Raw genomic sequence first — 25,952 nt, 5'->3', positions numbered from 1 at the left:
TAATATTATGTCTTTTTAAATGATAGTTAACCTTTAGTGTATGATTTTCACATTGAATTTTCTTTTTTTACTACGTTTATTAAGAGGAATATTTAAAAATACACTTTTAAATAAACATAATAGCTATCAAAGGCGGGGATTTTCATAGAATTGCTAAATGTTGTGTCAATCATTACTATTAAGACTATATCCCAATGAAATTAGAGTATACTTCTTCTATTTTCAAGACTATAGGCATGAATTTGATAAGAAAATATTTCTGAATTTTTGTATCAGAAGCACCCAAAGAACAAAGCATAAGGGGATTTACTTATGGGAACGGGGGATTTTATGACAAAGAAACAAAAGAAAATATTATCTATCGCATTAGCTACAGGTGTATTTGCTGGAACCTACATTCCAACTGCTTATACGGCATTTGCAGAAAATGAACAAAAAGAAGATTTACAAGAAAATCAAACAAAAAATATTAATCAAAATAGCCTTCCGATAGATTCATATGGTTGGTTTGAGAACCCTTATAAGGGAGTAACTTTTTCACAATTTATAGATGCATTTAATAACAATCAGTGGCAACCTTTATTAGTCAATATTAAGAACAAAGGGGATGCTGGTTCGGGTACTATTTCTTTTCTAAAAGGCATGATGACAACAGGATTATCATTATTACCACCACCAGCTAGTCTTTTAGCAAGTATTTGGAGTGTGTTTATTCCTACTAATGATGCTAACGGAACGGATATGTGGAGGCAATTAGAAACATACATCGATGAAAAAATAGATAGTAAAATAAATGATTATCATAAATATCTTATGGGTGCTGAATTTAATGGGGCTATGTCAGCGATAAAAGAGTATCAACGGGTTCTCCAAATATATAATGACAGTAAAAATAGCTTAAAAAGAGTAGAAGAGCCTGGCACACCAGTGATTGAAGCTGTCCGAGCAGCAGATAGGAAGTTGAAAGAATTTATTGCTGTTATTCAAACGCCTGAAAAATCAAATGATTCTGTATATCAACAAATAACAGCTCCAATCTTTGTGCAAGCTGCAAATGCTCATCTCTTATTACAGAGAGATATGATTTTATATGGTGAAGAATGGGGAATGGATAAAGATCAATGGCAAGGATATAAGGATAATCAGAAAAAACTTATTCAAGAATATACGAATTATGCTATGAAAGTATATAATGATGGATTGGAAAAAAGGAAAAAAGAAGCTGAAGAGATTAATACGCAACAACCAAATAGAAATACTGACAGATGGAATCATATTAATGATTATGTAAGGGAATATACATTAAGTGTTTTAGATTTTGTAGATTTGTTTCCAGCAACAAATCCTGAAACATATTCTAAAGGCGTAATGCAAGAAAATTCTAGGCAAATTTATTCTTCTATTAAAGGCGCAGTCATACCACAAGGAGGAACAGGGGAAGGAACAACATGGGAAAACATACAAAAGATCCTAGATTCTCAAGAATATAAAGGGGATCTGCACAAGCTTGATATACGGTCCTTTGATCGTATTGATGCTATTCAACCATGGTTTTCTGATAAGCAGAATGGTGGTTCCAATTGGATTACTCCTGGATGGACTGGAAATGCAAGTGGGGGGGCTTTAAAGACTCTTATAAATCCTTCTGATAATCCGATTACTAGAGTTAAGGCGCAATCAAGCCGTACTCCTAATTATATTGACTTTAAATTTGATACTGGGGGAGATAACCCTTACTTTGGTAGATATTTTTCAGGCGGATCATACAAAGAAGATATTTTTGAATATCCGAATCAAAAACTTTCTCAAATTCACGCATTTAACAGAAGTACCTATCCAGGATTTGAAGGTATTGATGCAGTAGTATTTGGGTTTGTCGACAAGAATCTTACACAGTCATCCACTTATCTAATGACAAATATGATAACAACAATCCCAGCTGCAAAGTATAACCGTGGAATGAGCAATTTTCAACCACAAGTGGAATCTATACATGCTAAGCAAAAAGCGATGAAAACTGATACTACCAATTCTTATTTAGCATATGGCGTCGAAATCTCTAAAGAACAGGAATATAAAATTAGATATAAGGTTGCAGCTAACGAGAATTCTAAAATCAGTCTTTCACATAGAAAACCTGGTGGTAACTATGCAAAAATAGATGACACTACTATTCCTATTACTGGAAATGCAGCGGACACTGTTAAAGGAGAATATGGTTCTTACAAGATTGTAGAAGGCCCTATTGTTAAGTTAACAAAAGGTGCACATGATTTGAAATTGGAAAATTCACAAGGTAAATTCTCCTTAGATCAAATTGAATTAGAACCTGTGGAACGGGATCAAGTGATAGCGCGGGATAATTTTGACGATCAACGGTTAAATTGGATTAACCTAGGTGGTATTGTAAATGGAGGTATCACAGGGAAAGCTGGTATGATTGGCACAAATGGAGATACTTGGACTTATATTCAAGATCAAGTATTACCATTCTCTAAATATACCTTGAGTATAAAAGTGAAATTGAATTCCAATGATGGAAATGAGAGACAAAAGGTAACGATATTCACAGATAATTTGAAACATGAGCGAATAACAAAAACAGTCGAGCTTAAGGGGAAAGCAGGCTATCAAGAAATACAACTAGAATTTATTACAAGTAGGGATTTAGCAAACACTCATGTTGGGATTCTAACGTCAAATGGAACATCTAATGTATTATTTGATGATGTCCAAGTTATAGGTGCAAAAAAAAGCTAAACTAATATGGGTTCTGATGTAAAAACTTTGAAACATATAAAAATGGTTTATCAAACTTGGATATACTGATAGGAGCACCATACATGCCCATCAACAATACCCCTAAGTACCAAGAAAACGTTATTCTTTCTAAACTGATATGCTTTCCTTTAGGTAGACAGAAAAAAAATAAAAATCTGTTTGCTTGAAGGAGAGTTTTGTTAATGTCTAAAAAAGTTTACTCTACGGAGGATAAATTTAACATATTGAAAGAATAGGAGGATGGTAATTATTCACTAAATGAACTTGAGTCCGTTTTTAAAGTAAGTCGCATCAATCGAAGCACTCATCAAGTCCTGAGGGACTGAATCAACGGTTTAATAAGGCGGCCGTCCTACTTTTACACCCCCTACTAGCCGAACTACTTAGCAAAAAATTGGCCGCATCTATGCCGATTTCTTCTCCATACACTTCTGTTTTCAAGCATACTCGTATTTTAGATTCAACTGCATTTCAACTCCCAGATGTATTTTCATCGGTTTATCCAGGTGGACAGTTCCTACATATTCATACAGGTCCAGGTAAACAACATGATCGCACTTACGGCTCTCTGTGTGTCCCAACTGTAACAGCAAATGATTTATGTATCCGAGATTTAGGTTGTTTTCATTTAAAAGACCTTCAATACATACAATATAAAAAGGCAAGCCAGTATGGAAAATAAAATTAACCCAGAATTATTGGAATCATGAAATGAGGCTTTTAAAAGGAATGCTTATTTCTTCAATCACTATCAATTTTGTTTTTGAAATATCCCTATTTAATCAAAGGGTTATTAAAAATCATATAACGGGAGGATTTATATGAAAAAAAATACAATTTTGATATTATTGATATTTATTCTGTCTATTTCCCTTACAAACCATCCCCTTGCAGCCGAAACTTTAAACAACCTTGAGTTTATAAAAGAACAACAGACTAAAAATGAAAGGCTTATTCATATTGATATAAGAGGAAATAATGTGGAAGAATATCAAGAGGCACAACATATGGTTGATAGAATAAAAAAAATAAAAAGCGGCATACTTGATAAATTAGTGGCAGACGGAACATATGTAAAACTTGTTAATTATCCTATCACTGAGTCTGACGAGTACAGGGACCTAAAGGGATTAATTCCACGAGGATGGGAAGGACATACCAATGCCGAAGGAAAACAATTGACCTGGGATGATGTACCAGGTGTGGGATCTGATATTGGTGGAAAACCTGTAATGGCTAGAATAGGTTTTAGTGAAAGAGGAAAGGGGCATGGTTCCATTAATTTAGAACTTCATGAAATAGCGCATGCAATTGATCGAGTGGCTTTTTTAAATATAAGTCATACTGATTTGTTTAATATTCCTTTTAGTCAAGAGAGACAGAAGTTTTTCCCGGGTAAATATTACGAAAATAAGGAAGAATATTTTGCGGAATGTTTTACATATTATTATTTCAGCGAATCATCCAAGCAAGAGCTAAAAGATAAGGCTCCATTGACTTATAGATGCATAGATTTATTAATTAAAAAAGTTCAAGGGGATTCCAATTCAACAGAACCTATTAATGAACTATTAGACGGAAATCAATTTGCTTGGTCCTTAAAAGGATATAGTGATCGAGAATTCGCAAAAGTAGATTATAACAAGAAGGCAGAAGAGATGAAGATAAAATTGGAAGCTGGCATACCACATTCCTACTTTAACAGTACGTATGCAAGTATTAAAGTCCAGAACTCATCGGGTATTGTTGTGTACAATAAAAAAATCGTGGGTAATAGACAACAAAATGTTGGAACTCAAACAGTTCCCGTAAAAGTGGGGGATTACATTGAATTTACTCATATAGAAGGAGACGCACAAAAGGAAAAGACACGAGCTACTTTAACCAATCTTGAAAATAAAAAAAATGAAACAATTGGAAAGACAGCAAGGTATCAGGTTACAAAAGAAGGTCTGAAGAAAGTAGAAAAAATGCCAGAAACAACGGTTTTAGACGGAAATCAATTTGGTTGGACTTTAAAAGGTTATAGTGATAGAGAAATCGCAAAAGTAGATTATAATAGGGAAACAGAGAAAATGCAGGTGAAGTTAGAAGCAGGTGTACCACATTCTTACTTTAATAATACGTATGCAAGTATTAAAGTACAGAATTCATCTGGTAGTGTTGTGTACAATAAGGAAATCATGGGAAATAGAAGCGGGTCATATGCTTCAAATAGAAAAACGTAAAATAGTACAAGAACTAATCAAAGACTGGCTAATTAGGAGCAATTCGGTTTGCGAATCAAGCAAGTAAATACAATCAATATCTTTTTCAACCCAATTTCCATATCTGTTGCCTGTCAGTTCATTTTGTTATTATTCAACTAACAGGTGCTTTAGTTCAATAAGGATTAAATAACTTTATTATTAATTTTTGAGTGCAAATGCAATTAAATGGATAGAAATTAAACAACTTTAAAGAGCCTTAGTACAATAAAATGTGCAAGGCTTTTATATATTTCATAACAAAATTCAATAACTTTATTATCTCTTTACAGTAAGGGGTACCGCCACATCGCTATCAAGCTAATAAATAGGTTACCCCCCAAATGAAAAAATATGTTAAATTCCCATAGATAACTATCTTATATTAATTACATAACCTAGTGTGTGATATAATAATATAAAGATATTGTGTTTAAAGGGGGATTCAAATTGGTTAAAAACTTACCTTTACTAATAGTGATTTTAATACTAGGTGTAAGTTCTTCTACATTAAGTACGAACGGATACTTTTCTCCAGTTATAGAATGGTCTTTAATGTTTATAAGTATTATTTTAAACATTACTGCGGTGATAGGTTTATCACTACACGTCCTTGTATATCAACCTATGAAAAGATTTGAAAAAAATTTAAAAGAGACCTTCAAATAAAATAATTATATTTGAGGTAACACCACATCGCCATCGAGCTAAAAAAATGTATCCATAAAAAGAACAAATACGCTATTCTTTCTGTAGAATCATAGGAAAGGATGGCGTTTTTTTTCATTTTAAGGAAATTTAGTTTTGTTATCTTTCCTTAACAACAAACAAGACGCCACCCAGATCACGGCAGCGCCTACAATAATTGCTATTGGTTTAATCATTAACAAATATATCTGGCCCCTTCTTCAACGCATACGAGAAACCCGAAATAAATACAACACTAAATATAATAATAGAAGACCACATATTAAAATGATATTCTTTACCTGCAACTAAATTATATATGTTATGGACCAAGAAATTAGCACCTATAATAATTCCGCCTAACATTGAACTAATTAAAATGCTCATTAAATAAAACTTGAACTTCTGGAACATTTCCCTTCTACCCCTTTTCTAAAATAAATTTTATTTAGGTTATACCAGAAAATTGTACCATTTATTTTCCATATATTATCAAAACTATGTTTTAATTAAGGTTATTTTAAGGAAGGCATTATCTATTCAAATGTCCATTTCGGGGTTCCACCAATATGCCCATCAAGCTAATGAAACTAGTTGCCCCAAAACAAAAAATGTATATTTTCACCTGGAGATGCCAATTTTCTCGTTTTGGGGGTATTATAAAATTTTAGGTTGATAGCCATGGGGTACCGCCACATGCCCATCAACTTAAGAAAAGAAAAACACCCCTAAAACGAAAAAATGCGCTGACTTCTCAAAGTAACTAGCTATAGAGAAAGAAAATTTTCATTTAGGGGGTACTTAAAAACCTTAGCTTGATGGGCATGTATGGTGACCCCTATTAGTTAATTTTGTAAAGTTTGGAATTTTGCTTTAAAAGTCCCATTCCCTGAATACCCACCTGGATTAGCAATATACAGGTTATTTTTATTTGCACCTGAAGGAATCGTTACGATAGAACCATGTTTAACATTCGACCAAATTGTAGGGTCTGTATCACCAGATTTATCACGCATCACTCTGAAGTTAAGTACTGATGCACCAGGACCTTCTATCGATACTTGAACTCTTGTGCCGTCAGCAAGATGCCCTAATGAGAAATTACCACTGGATCTATTCTTTTGACCGGGTTGTGGTCTGTACAAAGAATCAATTTGTGCTTCTAATTTTTCTGTTCGTTGAATCAACTTAAATTTTTGGTTTTGCGCCCCTTGAACCTGTCCCCACACATTAATGTTCGTGCCATTTGCAGTTCCTCCACCAGTTACGTCTAATACCGTCTTACTGGCCTTGTTTTCTAAATACAAGTATCCATTCCCAGCTCGTTTTAATATCCAATAGGCTCCATCATATGTCCCCATAGACGGTGAAGTGTACACGTTGATTGAATCTTGCGTCCAAGTTAATGCTTCATCTATTTTCCATGCACTTTTAAGTTGATATGCTTTTTTATTGGAATCATATACCAAATCCCATTGTCCATTTAGTTCCCTGTTCGTATGCCCCCATAGAACTACATTGTACCTATTATTTGAAAGTGATGTCTGCATAGCCACTTCACTGCTATTGTTTAAAGCAGAGACAATGCTATATTTGCCATCAGGTATTCTTACTTCTTCGCCTTCCTGTTCATCTACAGTTAGCGTTTGACTTTTAATTAGTGTTGAACTACCACCATTCTTTACATAAACGTCAATCTTATCACCCGTAAATAGAGCTAAACCTTCAAATCTAAGATCGTGTCCCACATCCGTTTTATCCCAATAACTATAATAAGGACTTCCACTATCGACGTGACCAATATAGGTACCGTTTCGATACACCACATAACTATTACGTAAATATGCATCCCCACCGAATCCAACACGTAAGCCTGAAGATCCTTTTGGTGTTATGTAGCGAACATCTCCACTATTGTGCCTTTCATTCAAGCGAATAACACGATCAATTAAGCCCTTTCCAGGGAAATCAGCTGCAATAATTCCGGTATGACGAATAGGCCACTGTTGGATATATTGAGTCGTTAATAGATTTGTTCCACCATAAAACACCTGACCATAGTATCCACGTGGATAATCGGGCCATTTATCTGTTCTATGTTCCGTAATCATTTTCATACTTTCATTTGTACCACTACCTCGATACCCACTTGCTACAAAATAAGGTGCAGCTCCCATTGAAATAAATCTCCATGCTCCGTTACCACTTAAATAATTTAAATAGATAGACTGTTTGTCGCTTGCATTAGCAGCTTTCAAATGATTTCCTACGGCAGTCCATTTCGCATACATGGCATCTGCGCTATCATCTACATCAAATTGGTCTTGCTTATTTAGAGTATTATAAGGAATACCAAATCTTTTTCCGTCTGTCGGAAAATCTGACATTACTACAATTTTGCCTTTCACTTCATTTAGCGTCGGATTATTGGATGCGCCTTTCCAAAAATAATTACTATAGCTAGCGTTGTTATAATAGTTATCTTCAAAAATTTGCGCCCACGTTTTTGTTGTGCTAGCGTCTGTACATTTTCCAGTACCAGGACCATTACATTCATTTTTCACGCGCATAAATATTGTCTCTCCTGGATTTGTTCTTAAAAATGCAGTGATTTTATCTAAAATATCACTACTAAAAATTGCATTTTGATTAACAGATCCATGATAAGCCTTTAAGAGAGCGTTCGATTCTTTACGTAAACGAATATCCAAATATCGAATACCAGAATTTAATTGTGTGTTTACATCCATTGTTTGCGTTTTAATATAGTCATCTGGATACAGGCCACCACCACCATATCGTGACATGGAATTATGGGTTCCAGGTATAGACAGCTCACTTATTTTAAGAGTGCCTGGCATTTTATTCATCCAGTTTGGATTCGAATACCCAATACTAGAATCATGAGAATATCCTTTATCATTGCTCGCAATTTCGATATCGTTCACCTTTAATTCCATATTACACAACCTTCCTCTACTTATTTTTTTATTCATTTTTCTAATCCTGATGATACTCAATAATTATAGATTAATAACTTTTTATTTAGAATATTTACAATGAAAATAACCATAATATCCATATTGAGAAAATCTTTTCAAATATGAAACTCGAATACAAAATTTAAATAAACTAAGAAGGGGATATCTGTAAAAGTTTATATTTATGAATAGTTTTTATTTTCAAATATCTAGTGATAAAAAGAAACTATGATACCTCTGTAAAATTGTTTCAAAAGATACACCTTTATAAACGTTTATTTTTAATGACCACCTTTAAAGAGCATTGTAATTAAATTTGTATATTTTTTACAAAAACGAGGTATCATTTTTGTTCGTAACATATTATATACATAAAATAAAAAATAGATTCGTGAAAGACTTTTGTAACATTTGTGAAAGAGAAATGAAAGAATTGTTGGATATGATGAAGTCAATCTTACTAGAGGATATGCTCTCAATAATTTTTATTACTAGTAGATGTTCAAAAACATATAGGAAATATGGAGGAAAACAAAAATGAAAAAAGACTTTAAAACGATTAGAATTGGAAGGAAATTAATTCCTGCCACAGCGGCATTAGGTATTCTTTTTTCTTTAGCCCCTGTTGCAGAGAACAAAGCTAGCGCAGGTTTAGCCACGGTGTTGGATGTGACTATTACTTCATTAGGTATAGTGGCTGATGTTTATGAAAAGCTTGGGATATCTGTAGGGGATCCTGACTTATCTAATTACACTGGCCCCTATGCAGAGAATGTATCTTACAGAGCTCCTAACTTTAAATCTGGGGAATTTAATATTTCTGTGCATCATACAAAAGGAGATTCCAATTTCACTAGAACGATTAAAGTACTCTACCCAGATGGAAAAAGTGAGATGAAAGACTTAAAATCGGGGCAACAGCTTAAGATTACAGAACCCGGTACAATTGTAGATTTGAAACCCTTCGCAGAATCTGTATCAGAGCACGATCTTCTTTACATTACACAAGCACAATTGAACGAAGGGAAAACTGGAGTTGCACTTAATCAAGTTACCACCGTATACGTAGAAAAAACATCCGGTGAAAATAAAGTACTTGTTGACGAATTTTATAAGAAGAAATTTGGAGCAGATTCTCTAGATGGTTTTAAAGGGTTAGGGGTGGACCGTTTTTCTTATTTAACAGAAGAACAAAAGAAGGTGGCAACTTTGACTTCACATCCAGTGAACAGAGAAGTTCTTTCTAATTATGTTACGAATAATCCTAAAGCTCAAGCAGATTTTAATGACCGATCAACTAATGTATTTGCTGAGATTACCAATACCCTAGAGACACCTATTACACTACCAGATAGTATACTAAATCACGGTGAACCTTATAAAATTATCCCCTATAAAAAAGGGACCAATAAAGTATTGGTGAAAGCAGGGTCAAAATATCTTTCAGGGAGAGAAGACAATAGAGGGATCCAATATTCAGATTCGTTTGGTGCTGATGAATTGTTTGAACTTGTCTCAGCCCCCGCTTCATATAATAATAAATGGCAGTTTCATTTGGTAAACAAGAATGGAGTACGTCTGGCTGGTAATGCTTATGGTCATAAATTCGGTACAGATTGGAGTTACAAATCTGAAATTAGTTTCACTACAATAAACAATGATGAAGTTAACAACTGGTTAATCGACTGGTACCCTGGTAAAGAACATGAGAAACAGAAATATGAAGGAGTAAAGTTCGAACATGATAAAAGTGATACCTCTATATGGACAGCATACGATTCCTCTGGAAAATTGATAACGAATAGTTGGGTAAACCGAAGTAACAGCTACTATTATACAGATGCTTCAGGAGTTCTCTTGAAGGGTTGGCAGGAAATTAAGGGCAATACGTATCATTTTAATCCGGCATCTAACGAGATGGCGTTGCCAAATTCATCTAATGCACAGATTGAGGGTAAGAACTATCACTTCAATGATTCTGGTGTTCTGCAACGATCAGCCTGGAAAGGTGAGCAATATTCTGATGCTTCTGGAGCGTTTGTTAAAGAAGGTCTGCAAGAAATAGAAGGTAAGCTTTACTACTTTAAAGATTTCAGTGTTAATAAAAATCAACTGCGTCTAGATGATCAACATGTCATTCTTCACTTTTCCGACAAAGGCGTACTTGAAAGAGCTACCGATCTGAATGGAAAAGCACTAAGTACTCCAACTACTGTAACTCTTAACGGCAAACAAGTGGCCTTCGAGCTAACAGGTTCTGTAATAAATCCAGGAGTCAGTGTAAAACTTGGTTCCCCCCTATCAATCCAATATTATAGCTTAGAGGATGGAGCTGCCTATTCAGGTTGGAAGGTAATCGATGGGAAAAATTATCATTTCGAAAAAGGCAAACACTCTACTTTCGATGGCCATCAAACCATTGACGGAAAAACTTACTATTTTAATAATGACGGACAAGCTCTGCTGACAGGGTTGCACCAAATAGAAGGTAAGCTTTACTATTATGACAATAAGGGTAAAATGCAAACGGGTTGGCAAGAAATCAATGGTAAATGGTATTATTTCGATGATTCTGGAGCAGCTAAGAAAGGATGGTTCAATGTTGGTGGTGGGTACCATTTCCCTTATTTCGGATACTTTACTTATTATGCCAAAGAAGATGGCTCAATTTATCAAAACGCTACAGTTGAACTTAATGGAAAGACTTATAAATTTGACAGTCATGGACACAAAGGTTATTAATGATCCAAAGATAGTCTATTTTTTATAAATATGATTTTCCAAATGAAATCCCTCAACCTAATTATTTCTGCTGAGTTTATCTTAAAACTTGAGAATACAACTTCACCAGGTATGAATCATCAGCGGAAGTTAGAAAGTATTAAGTAGAGAATGATGCTATATATGTACCTCCTGTCCATATGGATAGGAGGTACATATATAGGCTTTTAAATATAACAAATCTTTCTATACAATTGTTACCTCTATTCCATGCGCCACAAACTAAACACCCCCCCCCCCGTAATTATTCTTTTAGGATGGTACATAAACAGAACTTATCTAGTCATACAAGTAGCAAAATGTTAAAATGACCATCTGTATTATAGAATCACTTTTAATAATTTTTAGTGAATATAAGACCAGGGCAATGGATTCTAACCTAGCAGTACTGTCAGTTATAGCAACTGTATATCCAGATTCCATAGATTTATTAGATTAAAGTAAATAAGAGAAACATTTCTTTTGTGATTGGTAAAAAAGAAGAGAGGATTATATATGAAAAAAAGAATTTTAATCGTAGAAGATGAAGAAAACATTCGAGAAGTATGCAAACGGTACCTAGAGAGAGAAGGATATGAAGTATATACAGCTATCAATGGAATGGAAGGCTGGGATGTATTTCATCAATATCAACCAGATTTGATTATTTTAGATTTGATGATGCCCAAAAAAGATGGATGGGAATTATGCGAGGAAATTCGTCAACAATCCAATGTTCCTATTATTATGTTAACTGCTAAGGGAGAGGAAAGAAATCGGATTTTAGGCTTAACAATGGGTGCAGATGATTATGTAACAAAACCATTTTCACCTCGTGAATTAGTATTAAGGGTTCAAATTATATTAAGAAGAGGCAGCCAGGTAACGATACAAGCAAAAGAATATCTATCAGAAGTGATAGAATTTCCAGATTTAAAAATTTATCCAAAGACAAGGTGTGTACTCGTTTGTGAAAATAACGTGGAATTAACTGTGAAAGAATTCGAGGTACTTTATGTCATGGCACAGCATCCAAAACAAGTGTTTTCCCGTTCGCAACTTCTTGAACTTATTTGGGATTTTGAACATGAAGGGGGTACAAACACAGTAACCGTGTTAGTGAGTCGTTTACGTGACAAGCTGGAAAAGCATACGACAAAGAATCGTTGGATTCATACGGTTTGGGGAATAGGATATCGCTTTGAGCCAAATGGAGGAAATGAAACATGAGTTTACGTATTCAATTGTTATTGATGAATTTATTAAGTACCAGTATCTTGGTAATTGCTATATGGTATAGTGAAACGCAAATGTTACTTGAACCAGAACAAACACGGCTATTAACAGTAATTGCGGTTGTCGGACTGATTATTTCAACATTTATTTACTGGTTAATGACACGCCCTATCATGAGGTCCATTCAAAATTTAATTGAACTAACGAAACAATTTAGCGATAGACAATTTGAAACGATGTACATAATTGGAAAAGAACCACGGGAGTTTAAAGAATTAACAACAGCCTTTCAACGGATGGCTAAAAATTTAGAAGAAGGGTTTACTAAGTTAGAAGAAGGGGAAAAGGCACGTAAGGAGCTGATTACGAATATTTCACACGACTTACGAACGCCTATGGCTAGCATACAATTGATGATAGAAGCATTACAAGATAACTTAATTGAAGATCCTGAAACGAGAAAGCAGTACTTAGAGACGACCTTAAAAGAAATAAATCGATTAAGTGGATTAATTAATGACTTATTTGACCTTTCAAAGTTAGAAATTGGACAAGTAGATTTTCATCCAAGTTTTACACATATGGACAAAATTCTTTTAGATGTACTAGAGTCACATTCTTTCTTATTAGCAAACAAACAGATCGATTTACAATTGCAGGTTCCTGATACATTACCTCGACTTTTAATTATGCCGTGTAAAATAGCACGGGTCATCAGTAATTTGTTAGATAATGCGATTCGGTATTCCCCTGTTTCTGGAACAATCGAATTGATTGTAAAGGAAAATAAAAAAAAGCAACAAGTCCAATTCATTTTGCGCGATGAAGGAGAAGGAATTACTCCAAATGACCAATTACGCATATTTGAGCGTTTTTTTAGAACGGATAAATCAAGAAGTTCACAATCTGGTGGATCCGGACTCGGATTAGCCATTGCAAAATCATTGATTGAAATGCATAAAGGAGAAATTGGTGTGAGAAATCGCTTAGATGGCAAACAGGGAAGTGAATTTTGGTTTACTCTTCCCATCACATCAGAAAAAAATAAGACCGCTGAAAGACTTTTGTAATACTTATATTATAGAAATGAAAGACTTCCTTGTTAACATACTACTATACAGTATGTTACAGGAGGTTTTTTATTTTATGAAAAGAAAACATGTATTGATTATAGGAGGTTTTATAATTGTCGGAGGAATTTTATGGTCTCTGTTCCGCCCCGAGAAATTATTTATTGATAAGCAAGTGAATGAAGCATTGCCACAAACAGAAATACAATCAAACGAAACAAAACAACAACAAGAACGAGTAATAAGTGAAGGTCAGTTTCAAAATGGTGTCCATGAAACAACTGGAACAGCAACAATCCATCAATTAGCGAATGGAAAACGTATTTTACGACTTTCCAATTTTTCAACTTCTAACGGGCCAGATGTTCGAGTTGTATTAGTTCCTACGAATCGTTTGAAAGATAATGAAGACGTTAACAACCATCGGTATATTGAATTAGGAAAGTTAAAGGGAAACAAAGGAGACCAAAACTATGAAATTCCTGAAGGGATAGATATAAGTACATATGGTTCGGTTTCTATATGGTGTAAGAGATTTAATGAAAACTTTGGTGCGGCTTATTTTGAAAAGTAAGAAAGAACATAAAAATGTGGGGTGTGTACATGCCCCATCGCTATCAAGCTAACGAAAAAAATAGGTCTGCCCCATTTGAATTGACAAATGGGGGGCAGACCACTGTATGGTGACCTCTATGTAATTAGTTTTTTTTATCCAACTTTTCTTTTGCTTTTTTAGGTATATCTTCAGGTTTTACTTCTTCATATCTATCAATTCCATAATAAGCTTCATCTTTATATTTCCCACCTACTTCAACACGGAGATATGCATTCACCCGTAATTTTTTCATTCCCATATGCATTATACGCTTTCAATGTATACCAAGTGTCTTTAACTTTTGTACCATCATCAACTTCAGTCGTTTTTTCTTGCCCATCTCCATTAATTTGAACATAATATTCTGATGTCATCCAGCTTTTAATACCAAATGAATCTTCTTTATCAGCAATACTCCACGCAATAATTCCCACCAAAAAAATCGATACGATTGCTATTATTTTTTTCATTTTTCACCTTTAACATTCTTTCAGTTTTGATATTTTATATACTATTACTGATACTAAAACGAAAGTATCTATTTACATCCATTGACCTCTAACTTTCACATACGTCTCATCAAATCACCAAGAATCATTGGTTGGTTTAAACTGACGCCATACTCTCTCATTTAATTCAAGACTATACTGATGAATCTAGCGCATGATGGTCGTATGAGCAATATATCATCCAAATAAAAGGAATCAAAAATACTACCACATTTAATATTATCCCGATCTTTGCTCCAGTATTTTTATCTACTATATGAGACAAAATGGCTAAGAGAAATCCAATTGGACAAAGAAATATAGGTAAAAAAATAGAGAGTCCTGGAAGTACAGTTAGAGTAAGTTTGTATATAAAGTTAACATTGAATACAATCAATAAAACCGGTATTAAAATCGATATAAATGTACCTATCCTATTTTTCCTCACCATAATACCCTCTTTTTTAATTAAAATCATATATATTTATGGTTCTGGCCCAAATATATGAAGAAGAACACGGATACTAGTAGATTCCTAGCGGAATCGTATTTTATACTATAAGGCCAAACACTTTAACCGGTTCCCTGTACGTTATGTTAATCCAATAAAAAGATAAATGGCAGTTCCCCAGATAAATAGGGCGGAGCATTTGTTGAATATGTTCATTAAACCTCCTGTACCATCTAGTTTCTTCATGACTGTACCTGCGAGCGTTAATCCAAAGAACCAAATCCAAGATACTGTAATACATGTGATTGTAAAAATAACTTGTTCCGTTCCGACATATTTTAATGCACTTGTCCCAATAACACCAACTATATCTAAGAGGGCATGTGGGTTTAATAAAGAAACCGATAAAGCAAAGATGATTTGTTGACGGATTGGTAATGCTTTATTCGTTTTATTTGTAGTTGACTCAGACCTCCAAATAACGTATCCCATGTAAAGTAAAAACAAAATTCCAGCAATCATTAGGCTAAGTCGTAGCCATTCAAATTGTAAAACGATAGTAGATAATAGACTCATTGAACTACCCCCACTTTCACTTCGTTTAGAAGTGGGGGATTCCTAAGTAAAGAGTTCTATCGAACTCTAATTTATTAGGCTATCTCCGCAGTCCTTGCGGTTAGAAGTCTTATCGCTTCATTCTTTAGATTGATACTTGCGTTAATATCCCTATCATGATGTGTACTACAAGAAGGGCATTCCCATTTACGTAGGTTTAGATTTTTAACGTCTTTGTTTTGATATCCACAACAAGAACATAATTGGCTTGAAGCAAATGTTTTCGATACGACAATGACTTGTTTGCCGTACCATTTTGCTTTATATTCCAACATGGTTCGAAACTGTGACCATGATACCTCACTAATTGCTTTTGCTAACTTATGATTTTTTAACATATTCGATACTTGCAAATCTTCTATACCAATAACATCGTGGTTTTTGATGATTTCAGTTGAGATTTTGTCCAAGTAATCTTTTCTAGAATTTATTATATATTCATGAATTCTAGCTACCTTAATTCTTTGTTTATTCCAGCGAGAAGATCCTTTCATTCTTCTAGAAAGAACACGCTGTACTTTTGCCAACTTCTCTTCTAACGATCGAAAAAACTTCGGGTTTTTATAGGTTGTTCCATCTGACAAAATCGCGAAGTCTTTTAGCCCTACATCCATTCCAATGTAAGAAAGGGTTTTCGGGAGTTCTTGCACTTCTGTTTCCACTAACAATGACACAAAGTATCTACCAGAAGGGTTCCTTCTAACCGTAGCATTTAAAATACGTCCCTTTACTTCACGACTTTTGGCAAATCGAACAAGACCTAGTTTTGGCAATTTCATTTTGTTGCCTACAACAGCAATGTTTTCATTTGTTTGTTTTGTGGTATAAGATTGTACGTTGTTCTTCTTAGATTTGAAACACGGGGAGCTGTTTTGTTTTTTGAAAAAGCGTGTATAAGCATCCGCAAGGTTGCGAACAGACGACTGAATCGCAATACTATCCACTTCTTTTAGCCAAACAAACTCTTTCTTCATGGCAGGGAGTTTGGCAGAGCATGTACCATATGTCAAACCTTTTCCTGTTTCCTTGTATGCATTATCCCATAGAGATAGGAAATGATTGAATACAAAACGAGAACAACCAATCGTTTTATTGATTAGAGTTGCTTGTGCTTTATTTGGATATATACGAAATTTATATGCTTTATTGATAATCATAAGTTTCACCTCCATTTCAATATATAACTATTATACACCGAACGTACATTCGACATATAGTGAAATGATCATGACAATTTGTCAAGTAACACTTTACTACCTGTCGAACAATTAAGAGGGCTCTTGCCATCCCTTGTCCGAAGCCAATTCATCTCCCACCTACTCACTAGGCTGTGGCCCTTCACGTTCCTTGAGGAAGGAGTCTTCTTGGCTAAAATGATAAAAATGTGGCACAGTATTTTTATTTAATTCAAACTCTTCTTCATGCATTACTATACTTGTAATTCTCACTTTTTTTAAAGTATGTAACTTAATTTAAGAATTCAAATTATAAATAAAGTGTACAGCGCGAAAAATCCACCCCTGAAAAAACGTTTATTTTCTTGTTTACAAACAAGAGGGCATAGGAGTAATATATTGTACATAAATTCATATCACTATTCGCTGAATCCATATGGAGCGGGGGAACCAAATTTTGTGCGATTGCACTTGGGGTGAATCCTTCTTAAATGAAGGTAGGGCTACTCTCAAGGCCCGAATCCGACAGCTAACCTCGTAAGCGTTTCGAGAGGGGATACTATGGTGACTTTTAAAAACACTGGGTGAACTTTGGTGTCTTTTTTTATACTCTTTTTCTGGAAAATAATTCAAAAAAAGGATGAGGCACTTGAAAGAGACACCCATAAAAACGAAAAATCCACTTTTTTCTTTCCCTTCTAATTCCCAGCCTTCTGAATTAAGAAGAGAATTAGGGATGAGACATTTAACAATGATTTCTATAGGTGGAAGCATTGGGACTGGGTTATTTATAGCAAGCGGAAATACGATTCATACAGCAGGACCTGGTGGAGCAATTATAGCTTATTTGTTGATGGGGTGTATTGTTTACCTGTTGATGACCAGCTTGGGAGAGATGGCAGCGTATATGCCTACATCTGGTTCTTTTAGTACGTATGCTTCTAAATTTGTAGATCCTGCATTTGGTTTTGCGATTGGTTGGAATTACTGGTTTAGCTGGACTATTACTCTTGCAGTTGAAATTTCATCAGGAGCTATTCTTATGAAATATTGGTTTCCATACAGTCCATCTATTCTTTGGAGTGCGTTATTCATCCTGTTTATGTTTGGAATTAATATTCTTTCAGTGAAACATTATGGAGAAATGGAGTTTTGGCTTTCACTTGTAAAAGTTATTACTATAGTCGTGTTTATTATGTTAGGAATAGCCACGATAGTTGGAATTTTCAAAGGAAATCCCATTGGATTTCACAATCTAACAATTGGAGATGCACCCTTTCATGGAGGTTTTCTTTCTATTTTTAGTGTGTTTATGATTGCGGGGTTTTCCTTTCAAGGTACAGAAATGGTCGGAATTGTAGCTGGAGAAAGTAAAGCTCCTGAAAAGCATATTCCAAAAGCTGTGCGGCAAATCTTTTGGAGAATTCTCTTATTTTACATACTTACCATTTGTGTAATTGGAGTCATAGTTCCCTACACAGATCCGAATCTAGTTAACAATGATATTAGTAATATTACAAAGAGTCCTTTCACACTAGTATTTGAGAAAATTGGATTCGCATTTGCGGCTTCTCTTATGAATGCAGTTATCTTGGTATCTGTTCTATCAGCTGGTAATTCTGGAATGTATGTTGCAACCCGAATGTTATGGGTAATGGCAAGAGAAGGGAAAGCTCCAAAGTGCTTAAAAAAAGTAAATAAACAAGGTGTTCCTATTAATGCATTACTTATGACAACGGCTGTGGCAATCGTAGCGTTTGCAGCTTCTTTATTTGGAGAAGGGCAAGCATTTATATGGCTTTTGAATGCTTCGGGACTTTGTGGATTTATTGCATGGTTAGGGATTGCTATAAGCCATTATCGTTTTCGTCAGGCTTTTTTACATCAAGGAAAGAATTTAAATAAGCTCCCGTATCAAGCAAAGTGGTATCCTTTCGGTCCTATTTTAGCTTTTGTAATATGTAATATTATTATTTTAGGACAGAATTATTCAGTCTTTATAGGGTCACATGTCGATTGGTATGAAGTACTTGCTACTTATATTGGTTTACTGCTGTTTCTTGTATTTTGGTTCGGCTATAAAATTATAAAAAAAACAAAGGTGATTCCATTACAACAAGTCAATTTAGAGCATGATGATCATTAAGGATGGAAATTAAGGAGACAGAAATATGGAACTAGACATTCTACTCAGGTTACTTGTAGCAATACTTGTTGGAGCAATAATTGGTTTAGAACGTCAATGGCACAATTGCATTGCTGGATTACGTACAAATGTACTTGTTTCCGTTGGTGCTGCACTTTTTGTACTATTAAGTGTACTCACTCCAACTGATAATACACCTACAAGAATAGCTTCTCAAATTGTAAGCGGGATTGGTTTTTTAGGTGCTGGAGTTATTATGAAAGATGGATTGACAGTTCGAGGACTGGATACCGCAGCAACCTTATGGTGTTCTGCGGCTGTAGGAACATTAGCAGGTAGCGGCTATTTACTTATAGCTATAACAGGAACCATTCTTATTGTCAGCATAAATAGTTTACTAAGACCTGTTTCAAAATGGGTTTCCGAAAAATCTGAAAAAGGTTTTAAATATTCCCAACAAGTTACCGCTCTCTCTTATAGAGTAAAACATAAATCATCAGAGAAAAAAGATTGTTAAAGAGAAGCTAATTTTAACTAATTCCCCGAAAGAATTCTCCTTCCTCAAGCGTGTGAAGGGCGTAGCCCAACGGTAGGTGAGAGATGAATTTCGGTTTGGCATAGCCAAAACTTTTGATAAACTAGCTATATGAAGTTCTTTGATAACTTGATATATGAGGTTGCAGGAAGAAAATAGAGTGCGAAAACCAAGCCATTCGGTTCCTGCGTAAAATATCAACCGTACCAAAAGAGCGTCCAAGCGTTGGACATCTAGGGGTGGAACACCCCGAAGTAACGCTCAGGGAGACGAAAGGGTACTTTCGTCGTGGAACTGAGAAGCTCCCACTTCAAGCTTTGCTAAGTGGCGAGTAGTTCACGAACGTTATCAATAATAATAAAAGAGACCTATTCCAGATGGGCAAATAGAGAAATAATTAGTGGGCAATTTATTCAATATTTGAACTGATGAAAAATACTTTCTACAAAGTAATCAAAGAACAATTACAGTCATCAAGCCAATTTCAAGATCTAATTTCAATTTTCAAAGACGTTGAAAAATATTTTTTAAGAAAATGAGTTATTTCATAAAAAATTATGCAAAACAAAAAGGAACCATAGCCGGTTCCTTTTTGTTTTATTCCTTTCAAAAGGTAAACCTTTTCGAACACACGTTTAGTTCAATAAAGCCCGTCCCGTTTCGATTCCCTGGCCTATAACTTGAATTGGTACTCATTCATGTTAACCAAAATGAATATCTATTGTTGTAACTATATTAACTAGGGAGGAATCTTCATGGGATACTTTGTTACCGTAGAGTCAGGTGTGAATTTATATGTAGAAGATATTAACCCTGGGGGAAATAAGACCCTCGTATTTTTACATGGCTGGCCGTTAAGCCATAAACAGTTTGAATATCAGTTTAATATTCTTCCTACTATGGGCTATCGCTGTATTGGTATAGACTGGAGGGGATTTGGCAATTCGGATAAACCAATGAGCGGCTATACTTTTAACAGACTTGCAGATGATATCCGCACAGTAGTTGCTACACTTCAAATAAACAATTTTACTCTTGTGGGTCACTCTACCGGTGGGTCTATCGCAATTCGATATATGTCTCGTCACAATGGTTTTAGGGTATCAAAGCTTGTTCTTATTGATGCAGCCGCTCCAACTGGATTTACCGCAGAAACTGCTAATAACTATCTTAAAGAAACCTTAAATGATCGACCTAAAATGATGCAGGACGTAACAGATGGCTTTTTCTTTCAGTATATAACTAAACCATTTTCGGACTGGTTTTTGCAAATGGGACTACAAGCAGCAAGTTGGTCGACAGCTGCTATTATAACTACATTAAGAGATGAGAAGCTACATGCGGATCTTCCGAAAATTAATGTTCCTACTTTAATCGTTCACGGCATTCATGACAAAGTTATTCCCTTTGCACAAGCTCAAGAACTAAATGAAAAAATAAGAAATTCACAGCTTGTTCCGTTTCAATATAGTGGTCATGGCCTTTTCTGGGAAGAACGCGAGAAATTTAACCAACTATTGGCACAATTTATTTAGTTAAAAATTTGACCTAAATTCAAAAAAACGGAGGGACGATAGCGTAATAATCGAGTACGCCTTACGGACAGTAAAATATTTGCTGTAATTGGGGTACGGAAACGATTTAGGGAATGAGGTGCCACTCTGGGATTTACTTGCAGAATGATTTGAGGAATGCTCTGACATATCTAAATCTTACCCATTTAAATTTATAAAAGAAGAGTCCATTTTGGATTCTTCTTTTTATATACTACAAAAGGTACACTTTTCTAGTTTGAGATTAATTGGAAAATTATATTTCATTACAACTATAAATTCATCGAAAAATAGTAAATTATATTCCGATTTAAATGCTAATTAATAAGTAAGAATGCACCATTCTTCTCTATTTACCCAAACTCACATTTTTTGTGATTTATTATGATATAGAAATATGTATTCTATAACCTATTCGAAGCGCTAAGTTTTTTAGGAAATACAGTGTAATATTGCTATAATTAAATTATTAATATATTTTAGGGGGGAACTCAATTTGAAGAAAACATTAATTGTTGGAGCATTATGTTTATCACTCGCTTCCTTATCTGCTTGTGGCGATGGCAGTGAGAAATCATCAACTGTCGCGAACAAAAATGAGATTATTATACATATACCTAAAGAAAAATCTAGAAACCTAGAACGATTTGATATATTTTCTCAAAATGTAAAAGATAAGAAAAATGATGAAATACAAATTAAGAATTATTTAACTGATGAGGAAGCAAAAGTACCAACTTTACAAACTGTAACTTATAAAGACGAAAAATTCACTTTTACTTACAAGTACAAATCTAACTATAGAAAAGATATATGTAATAAACTAGTTACTCCACAAGAAACGCATGGTCTAGTATATATGCTCAGAGATTGCGCACAGTCAGAAGATGGTATTATACTTCTTTATACAGCGAAGGATGGTGAAGGAGTAAACTCCATAGAAAATAAATCAGTTGAATCTATTGAAGTTGTGGGGGATAAGACCTACATATTCGTAAAGCAATTTGATGTTGGAGCATTCGTAAGTGCTATCGAAACTACAAACTTTGATACACCTTCAAATGCATCTAGTACACAAAAGCCAAATTTCAAAGTAAATGTTCACTTTTTAAGCGGAACAATTCAAACATACTATTTGTGGATTGACAAAGAGAAATCACAAGGAATAATTATGGATTCAGAGCAAACAAACCAAGGACATGAAATCGATAAAATATTTGTAGATAACATCATAAAAGCGTTAAATTAAAACAACATATTTTAATGAGCCTCGTTAAGATGCACTTTTTAGATAATTACATGAACTCCATTACTACGTTAAAAATTGACCGCCATCACAGGCGGTTTTCTTATACTCTGCAATCCTTCGAACCCCACCAGTCGTCCAACACATTCTTCTTCAAGTACAGAAAGCATATTTTCAGTCTAAAACTATTTTTTAATAGTCTAATACTTTTCTCTATAGTCTAAAACATTTTTTAATCAAACAGTTAATAATCATCATTCTCAAAAATTAACAAATATGATATTATTTTCTTTAAGCGATGTTTCTTAAAAGTAAATGGTAGTTCAAGTTAGGGGAAGGGCACTCATACGGGTGCCTTTTTTTTAGAAATCATTAAAGGAGAGTGCAACATGACTATTATCAACTTGGATACTTTTCGAACACAAAAAGAAAAACAAATGGTGACGGTACCAATCATTGAACGGATATACAAAGAAGATGGCGAAGTTAAGATTGAAGTATCTGGGGAACAAGAAGTTTCTAAAGCCTGGCTAAACAGACACGATAAGAAAGTATAATATGTTACTAAAGAAAAAGAATCTGATATGAATATCAGATTCTTTTTCACTATGTATAATTATTTCACTGCTGCTTTTAATTCTTTTCCGGCTTTAAAAGCAGGGACTTTAGATGCAGCGATTTGCATTTCCTCACCTGTTTGTGGATTACGTCCTGTACGTGCAGATCTTTCACGTACTTCAAATGTACCAAAACCAAGAATTTGTACTTTCTCTTCATTTGCAAGCGCATTTGTTATAGCACCTAATACAGCTTGTGTTGCTACAGCAGCATCTTTTTGTGTAAGTTCTGCTTTTTCTGCTACCATTTTTGTTAATTCGGTTTTATTCATTTTTTGCACCTCTTTAAATGTAATAAGAGATTATTATAACGTATCTACGTTTCTCAAGTAAACAAAGATATATAGGAAAAACCCTAGCAAGAATTACTTTTGCTTTGTCTTGTTCGGTAGTTTCTTCTTTTTTTGAACAAAGGCCTTTAACTTCTTTAAATAATCATTTTCCATACGCAAACGTTCATTTTCTTCTTTTAATGCCTCTATTGACCCTTCAACAATCTCATGATTTAATTTTGATATTGTATTTGTGTTTTCCATAGCTGGACGTCCTCTCTTCTTTGTATACAGGGAATCTACGAACTGTTTCATATTGTTACTATCTTGTTTGGTATTCAATATTTTATTATTAAATTGGCATGGAATAAATCCAATAAAATTCAATAAGTATAGACAAAAAAGCTTATCCTTTAGTACTTTATGATAAGCTTTTTTATTATTGTCTTCATCTCTTTTTTGTTTTAGGAGTATTTTGATTTGTTGATTTGATTGCCTGTTAGCGATGGGGCGAAACCACATGTCAATCAAGCTTTAAGTAATTGTTCCTCCCTTTTATTTTTTTATTCTTTAATTTTAAATCGTGAAATTAATCCTTCTAATTCTGTATTTTTATTCTTTATTTGCATGGCTTGATTTGTTATTTCTGTAATGGCTGATGCTTGCGTTTGAATGGCTTGTACGGTTTGATTTGTATCTATCGCTACTCTTGCAGAAGTTTCTGATACTACTGATAGTGAAGCGTTAATTTCTTCAGTTCCAGCAGACATTTCTTCTGTTGTAGCTGATACTTCTTGGATTTGACGCGTTATCTTATGAATGTCTTTCATGATTGTTGAAAAGGCTTCGTCTGCTTCATTAGCAGCATTTCTTCCTTGGGTAGCTTCTTCGTGTCCTTTTCTCATGATTTGAACAGTATCTTTTGTATCTTGCTGAATCGATTTAATTAAATCATTTATTTCATTTGCGGATTGTTTGGATTGTTCAGCTAAATCTCTCACTTCAGCTGCAACAACTGCAAATCCTTTTCCATTTTCTCCTGCACGTGCCGCTTCGATTGCAGCATTTAAAGCAAGCAGATTTGTTTGTTCCGCAATATTTGTAATCGCGTCTAAAGCTTTATCTATATGCTGTGTACGCATAATAAGACGTTCTATCACCGTAGATGTTTCTTCAACAACTGCATGCACATTATTCATTTGAGTAATAGATTGCTTGATTACTTTACTACCATTATTTACACGATCTGTTGTAGCGACAGATACTTCAGCAACAGTTAATGCTGATTCAGCTACTGATTGAACTCCATTTGTTAGGTCATTCATTGCTTTTGAACTTTCATGAATATTAGTAACTTGTCCTTCTATTTGTTTATTTACTTCATTAATTGTTAGAACAGCTTCGTTAGATATTTTAGATGCCTGTTTTGTATTCTGCAACATACTGTCAGTAGAGGAGGTAACTTCGTATGTCGTTACTTGTATTTTCTCAATTAAATGTTGTAAATTATCTAACATGTTATTAAAAGAAGTAACAATAACTCCTAATTCATCATTTGCTTGATAGGAAGTACGTATTACTAAATTTCCATCTGCTACTTGTTTTATATCATGCTGTAATAAAGTAATTGGACGATGAATAGCTGTTTTAATGACATACCCAATACATATAATAATTGCAGTCCCCAAAACTGAAATAAGAATATAAATCATTATTGCAGTTTTGGCGCTGCTAGCATTTTGTTCCTGTAATTGTTCTGCTTGGTTTCTATTAGAATTAGCGAATTCTTGAATAGAATTAATTGATTTTTGCATAGCAGGCTTAACTTCTTTTAAATAATAAGCATAAGCCTCTTCGTTTTTGTTTTGCATTGATAAATTTTGTGCTTCTTTCATTTTCGGTCTTAACTCGCCGAAATTTGCTTTGAAATTTTCATATAATTCCTTTTCTTGTTGGGAGCTTAACGTTGATTCTAAACTTTTTATTAACTTGTCATTTTCTTCACGTATTTTAGACAGATTATTTGCTAACTCTTTGTTTCTATTTTCATCTGTTGTAACCATGAGTTCCATAAAATTAACATTAGCATCATAGAAATTAGATTCCACAGTCTTTACACGTTGAATTGGAAGTAGCATGTCTTCATACATACTTTCAGAATTTTTGTCTGCTTTCATTAATGCTATTACCCCTATAAGGGATAAAATAATACATGCAATACTCGCTGTAATCATTAATGCATTTAATTTCGTACCAATTTTACTGTTTTTTAGAACTGACATTAAACCACTCCTTATTAAATCTTTATATTACGCTATACATCTTAGGATATAAAACAACAAATAACGACATGTTTTTTAGAAATGTTTTTATTTGTTATTTTTTGTTATAGATAAATATGTAATTTTGTACATCTGAATAAAAGGAAATATTGTGAGTAATGATATTAAATTATACTGAAATTTTTACAATCTAGTTAAATATAAACACAACTGGTA

The 25,952-nt window shown here is 34.1% G+C and carries 18 protein-coding genes, 5 pseudogenes and 1 riboswitch; of the genes and pseudogenes, 14 read left to right on the top strand and 9 right to left on the bottom strand.

The annotated features are described in order from the left end of the window. Positions 1-330 precede the first annotated feature (330 nt). The 5 genes and pseudogenes from ABH955_RS20180 (at position 331) to ABH955_RS20160 (ending at position 5,696) form a co-directional block, all read left to right on the top strand. Positions 331-2,760: an insecticidal delta-endotoxin Cry8Ea1 family protein gene (locus ABH955_RS20180; protein WP_404457064.1), complete on the top strand. Its 2,430-nt coding sequence runs from the start codon at positions 331-333 to the stop codon at positions 2,758-2,760. Between the two features lie 331 nt (positions 2,761-3,091). Continuing rightward, positions 3,092-3,445: pseudogene (locus tag ABH955_RS20175) on the top strand (IS4 family transposase); the annotation flags it as partial. A 157-nt stretch (positions 3,446-3,602) separates the two neighbouring features. Then, positions 3,603-4,976, top strand: a pseudogene (locus ABH955_RS20170) (anthrax toxin lethal factor-related metalloendopeptidase); the annotation flags it as partial. Between the two features lies 1 nt (position 4,977). Further along, positions 4,978-5,076: pseudogene (locus tag ABH955_RS20165) on the top strand (alpha/beta fold hydrolase); the annotation flags it as partial. Between the two features lie 401 nt (positions 5,077-5,477). Continuing rightward, positions 5,478-5,696, top strand: a complete 219-nt coding sequence (locus ABH955_RS20160; protein ID WP_404449072.1) for a hypothetical protein — start codon at positions 5,478-5,480, stop codon at positions 5,694-5,696. A gap of 207 nt (positions 5,697-5,903) precedes the next feature. On the opposite strand, the gene ABH955_RS20155 is transcribed toward ABH955_RS20160, so the two are convergent. Beyond that, positions 5,904-6,128 carry a hypothetical protein gene (locus tag ABH955_RS20155; RefSeq protein WP_000486589.1) on the bottom strand — a complete coding sequence of 75 codons (225 nt, stop codon included), beginning with the start codon at positions 6,126-6,128 and terminating at the stop codon, positions 5,904-5,906. A 431-nt stretch (positions 6,129-6,559) separates the two neighbouring features. After that, positions 6,560-8,674: a phosphatidylinositol-specific phospholipase C domain-containing protein gene (locus ABH955_RS20150; RefSeq protein WP_404449074.1), complete on the bottom strand. Its 2,115-nt coding sequence runs from the start codon at positions 8,672-8,674 to the stop codon at positions 6,560-6,562. Positions 8,675-9,232: 558 nt separating this feature from the next. Here ABH955_RS20150 and ABH955_RS20145 point away from each other — a divergent pair. The 4 genes from ABH955_RS20145 to ABH955_RS20130 all read left to right on the top strand — a co-directional run bounded on the left by ABH955_RS20145 (position 9,233) and on the right by ABH955_RS20130 (position 14,335). Continuing rightward, positions 9,233-11,437 (top strand): N-acetylmuramoyl-L-alanine amidase family protein, encoded by a 2,205-nt coding sequence (locus tag ABH955_RS20145; protein WP_404457065.1) that lies wholly within the window; start codon positions 9,233-9,235, stop codon positions 11,435-11,437. A gap of 534 nt (positions 11,438-11,971) precedes the next feature. Beyond that, positions 11,972-12,685 (top strand): response regulator transcription factor, encoded by a 714-nt coding sequence (locus ABH955_RS20140; protein WP_404449079.1) that lies wholly within the window; start codon positions 11,972-11,974, stop codon positions 12,683-12,685. Beyond that, complete coding sequence (locus ABH955_RS20135; RefSeq protein ID WP_033728918.1) at positions 12,682-13,761, top strand: sensor histidine kinase; 1,080 nt, start codon at positions 12,682-12,684, stop codon at positions 13,759-13,761. The genes ABH955_RS20140 and ABH955_RS20135 overlap by 4 nt, the downstream gene beginning before the upstream one ends. Before the next feature lie 76 nt (positions 13,762-13,837). Continuing rightward, positions 13,838-14,335, top strand: a complete 498-nt coding sequence (locus tag ABH955_RS20130) for a DM13 domain-containing protein (protein ID WP_201053799.1) — start codon at positions 13,838-13,840, stop codon at positions 14,333-14,335. 236 nt (positions 14,336-14,571) lie between these two features. Here the strand turns inward: ABH955_RS20130 and ABH955_RS20125 are convergent, their stop codons facing one another. From ABH955_RS20125 to tnpB, 4 genes and pseudogenes are all read right to left on the bottom strand, one after another. Next, on the bottom strand, positions 14,572-14,826 hold the full coding sequence (locus tag ABH955_RS20125) for a DUF1093 domain-containing protein (RefSeq protein WP_149191234.1): 255 nt from the start codon (positions 14,824-14,826) through the stop codon (positions 14,572-14,574). A gap of 172 nt (positions 14,827-14,998) precedes the next feature. Beyond that, a complete protein-coding gene (locus tag ABH955_RS20120) occupies positions 14,999-15,295 on the bottom strand; it encodes a hypothetical protein (protein WP_404457066.1) in 297 nt (98 codons plus the stop codon). Positions 15,296-15,436: 141 nt separating this feature from the next. After that, positions 15,437-15,862 (bottom strand): annotated as a pseudogene (locus ABH955_RS20115) (LysE/ArgO family amino acid transporter); the annotation flags it as partial. A gap of 83 nt (positions 15,863-15,945) precedes the next feature. Next, positions 15,946-17,067: an IS200/IS605 family element RNA-guided endonuclease TnpB gene (tnpB, locus tag ABH955_RS20110; RefSeq protein ID WP_404457067.1), complete on the bottom strand. Its 1,122-nt coding sequence runs from the start codon at positions 17,065-17,067 to the stop codon at positions 15,946-15,948. A 432-nt stretch (positions 17,068-17,499) separates the two neighbouring features. Then, positions 17,500-17,645, top strand: a riboswitch (cyclic di-AMP (ydaO/yuaA leader). A gap of 89 nt (positions 17,646-17,734) precedes the next feature. Between tnpB and ABH955_RS20105 the strand changes: the two genes are divergently transcribed. The 5 genes from ABH955_RS20105 (at position 17,735) to ABH955_RS20085 (ending at position 23,122) form a co-directional block, all read left to right on the top strand. Next, entirely contained in the window at positions 17,735-19,231 is a 1,497-nt protein-coding gene (locus tag ABH955_RS20105) for an amino acid permease (protein WP_404491555.1), read from the top strand. Positions 19,232-19,256: 25 nt separating this feature from the next. Further along, positions 19,257-19,748 carry an MgtC/SapB family protein gene (locus ABH955_RS20100; protein WP_016127973.1) on the top strand — a complete coding sequence of 164 codons (492 nt, stop codon included), beginning with the start codon at positions 19,257-19,259 and terminating at the stop codon, positions 19,746-19,748. Positions 19,749-20,521: 773 nt separating this feature from the next. After that, on the top strand, positions 20,522-21,301 hold the full coding sequence (locus tag ABH955_RS20095; RefSeq protein ID WP_404457070.1) for an alpha/beta fold hydrolase: 780 nt from the start codon (positions 20,522-20,524) through the stop codon (positions 21,299-21,301). A 514-nt stretch (positions 21,302-21,815) separates the two neighbouring features. After that, positions 21,816-22,568 (top strand): YhfM domain-containing protein, encoded by a 753-nt coding sequence (locus tag ABH955_RS20090; protein ID WP_404491554.1) that lies wholly within the window; start codon positions 21,816-21,818, stop codon positions 22,566-22,568. Between the two features lie 386 nt (positions 22,569-22,954). Beyond that, a complete protein-coding gene (locus tag ABH955_RS20085) occupies positions 22,955-23,122 on the top strand; it encodes a hypothetical protein (RefSeq protein WP_186317327.1) in 168 nt (55 codons plus the stop codon). 59 nt (positions 23,123-23,181) lie between these two features. On the opposite strand, the gene ABH955_RS20080 is transcribed toward ABH955_RS20085, so the two are convergent. The 3 genes and pseudogenes from ABH955_RS20080 to ABH955_RS20070 form a co-directional block, all read right to left on the bottom strand. Further along, positions 23,182-23,454, bottom strand: a complete 273-nt coding sequence (locus ABH955_RS20080; protein WP_404449094.1) for an HU family DNA-binding protein — start codon at positions 23,452-23,454, stop codon at positions 23,182-23,184. A 91-nt stretch (positions 23,455-23,545) separates the two neighbouring features. Continuing rightward, positions 23,546-23,757, bottom strand: a pseudogene (locus ABH955_RS20075) (IS3 family transposase); the annotation flags it as partial. A gap of 260 nt (positions 23,758-24,017) precedes the next feature. Next, a complete protein-coding gene (locus ABH955_RS20070; RefSeq protein WP_404491553.1) occupies positions 24,018-25,736 on the bottom strand; it encodes a methyl-accepting chemotaxis protein in 1,719 nt (572 codons plus the stop codon). Positions 25,737-25,952 lie beyond the last annotated feature (216 nt).

The sequence above is a fragment of the Bacillus sp. RC240 genome (genome assembly GCF_044907945.1).
GTDB lineage: Bacteria > Bacillota > Bacilli > Bacillales > Bacillaceae_G > Bacillus_A > Bacillus_A mycoides.
The sequence above is the reverse complement of the archived record's forward strand: the minus strand, read 5'-3'. Positions and strand labels throughout refer to the sequence as shown.

Bases quoted from the DNA above. Each gene is read 5' to 3' on its own strand.
- ABH955_RS20155 (WP_000486589.1), bottom strand. From the start codon at position 6,128: ATGTTCCAGAAGTTCAAGTTTTATTTAATGAGCATTTTAATTAGTTCA.
- ABH955_RS20145 (WP_404457065.1), top strand. From the start codon at position 9,233: ATGAAAAAAGACTTTAAAACGATTAGAATTGGAAGGAAATTAATTCCT.
- ABH955_RS20180 (WP_404457064.1), top strand. From the start codon at position 331: ATGACAAAGAAACAAAAGAAAATATTATCTATCGCATTAGCTACAGGT.
- ABH955_RS20130 (WP_201053799.1), top strand. From the start codon at position 13,838: ATGAAAAGAAAACATGTATTGATTATAGGAGGTTTTATAATTGTCGGA.
- ABH955_RS20125 (WP_149191234.1), bottom strand. From the start codon at position 14,826: ATGAAAAAAATAATAGCAATCGTATCGATTTTTTTGGTGGGAATTATT.
- ABH955_RS20100 (WP_016127973.1), top strand. From the start codon at position 19,257: ATGGAACTAGACATTCTACTCAGGTTACTTGTAGCAATACTTGTTGGA.
- ABH955_RS20095 (WP_404457070.1), top strand. From the start codon at position 20,522: ATGGGATACTTTGTTACCGTAGAGTCAGGTGTGAATTTATATGTAGAA.
- ABH955_RS20085 (WP_186317327.1), top strand. From the start codon at position 22,955: ATGACTATTATCAACTTGGATACTTTTCGAACACAAAAAGAAAAACAA.
- tnpB (WP_404457067.1), bottom strand. From the start codon at position 17,067: ATGATTATCAATAAAGCATATAAATTTCGTATATATCCAAATAAAGCA.
- ABH955_RS20140 (WP_404449079.1), top strand. From the start codon at position 11,972: ATGAAAAAAAGAATTTTAATCGTAGAAGATGAAGAAAACATTCGAGAA.
- ABH955_RS20080 (WP_404449094.1), bottom strand. From the start codon at position 23,454: ATGAATAAAACCGAATTAACAAAAATGGTAGCAGAAAAAGCAGAACTT.
- ABH955_RS20135 (WP_033728918.1), top strand. From the start codon at position 12,682: ATGAGTTTACGTATTCAATTGTTATTGATGAATTTATTAAGTACCAGT.
- ABH955_RS20070 (WP_404491553.1), bottom strand. From the start codon at position 25,736: ATGTCAGTTCTAAAAAACAGTAAAATTGGTACGAAATTAAATGCATTA.
- ABH955_RS20120 (WP_404457066.1), bottom strand. From the start codon at position 15,295: ATGGTGAGGAAAAATAGGATAGGTACATTTATATCGATTTTAATACCG.
- ABH955_RS20150 (WP_404449074.1), bottom strand. From the start codon at position 8,674: ATGGAATTAAAGGTGAACGATATCGAAATTGCGAGCAATGATAAAGGA.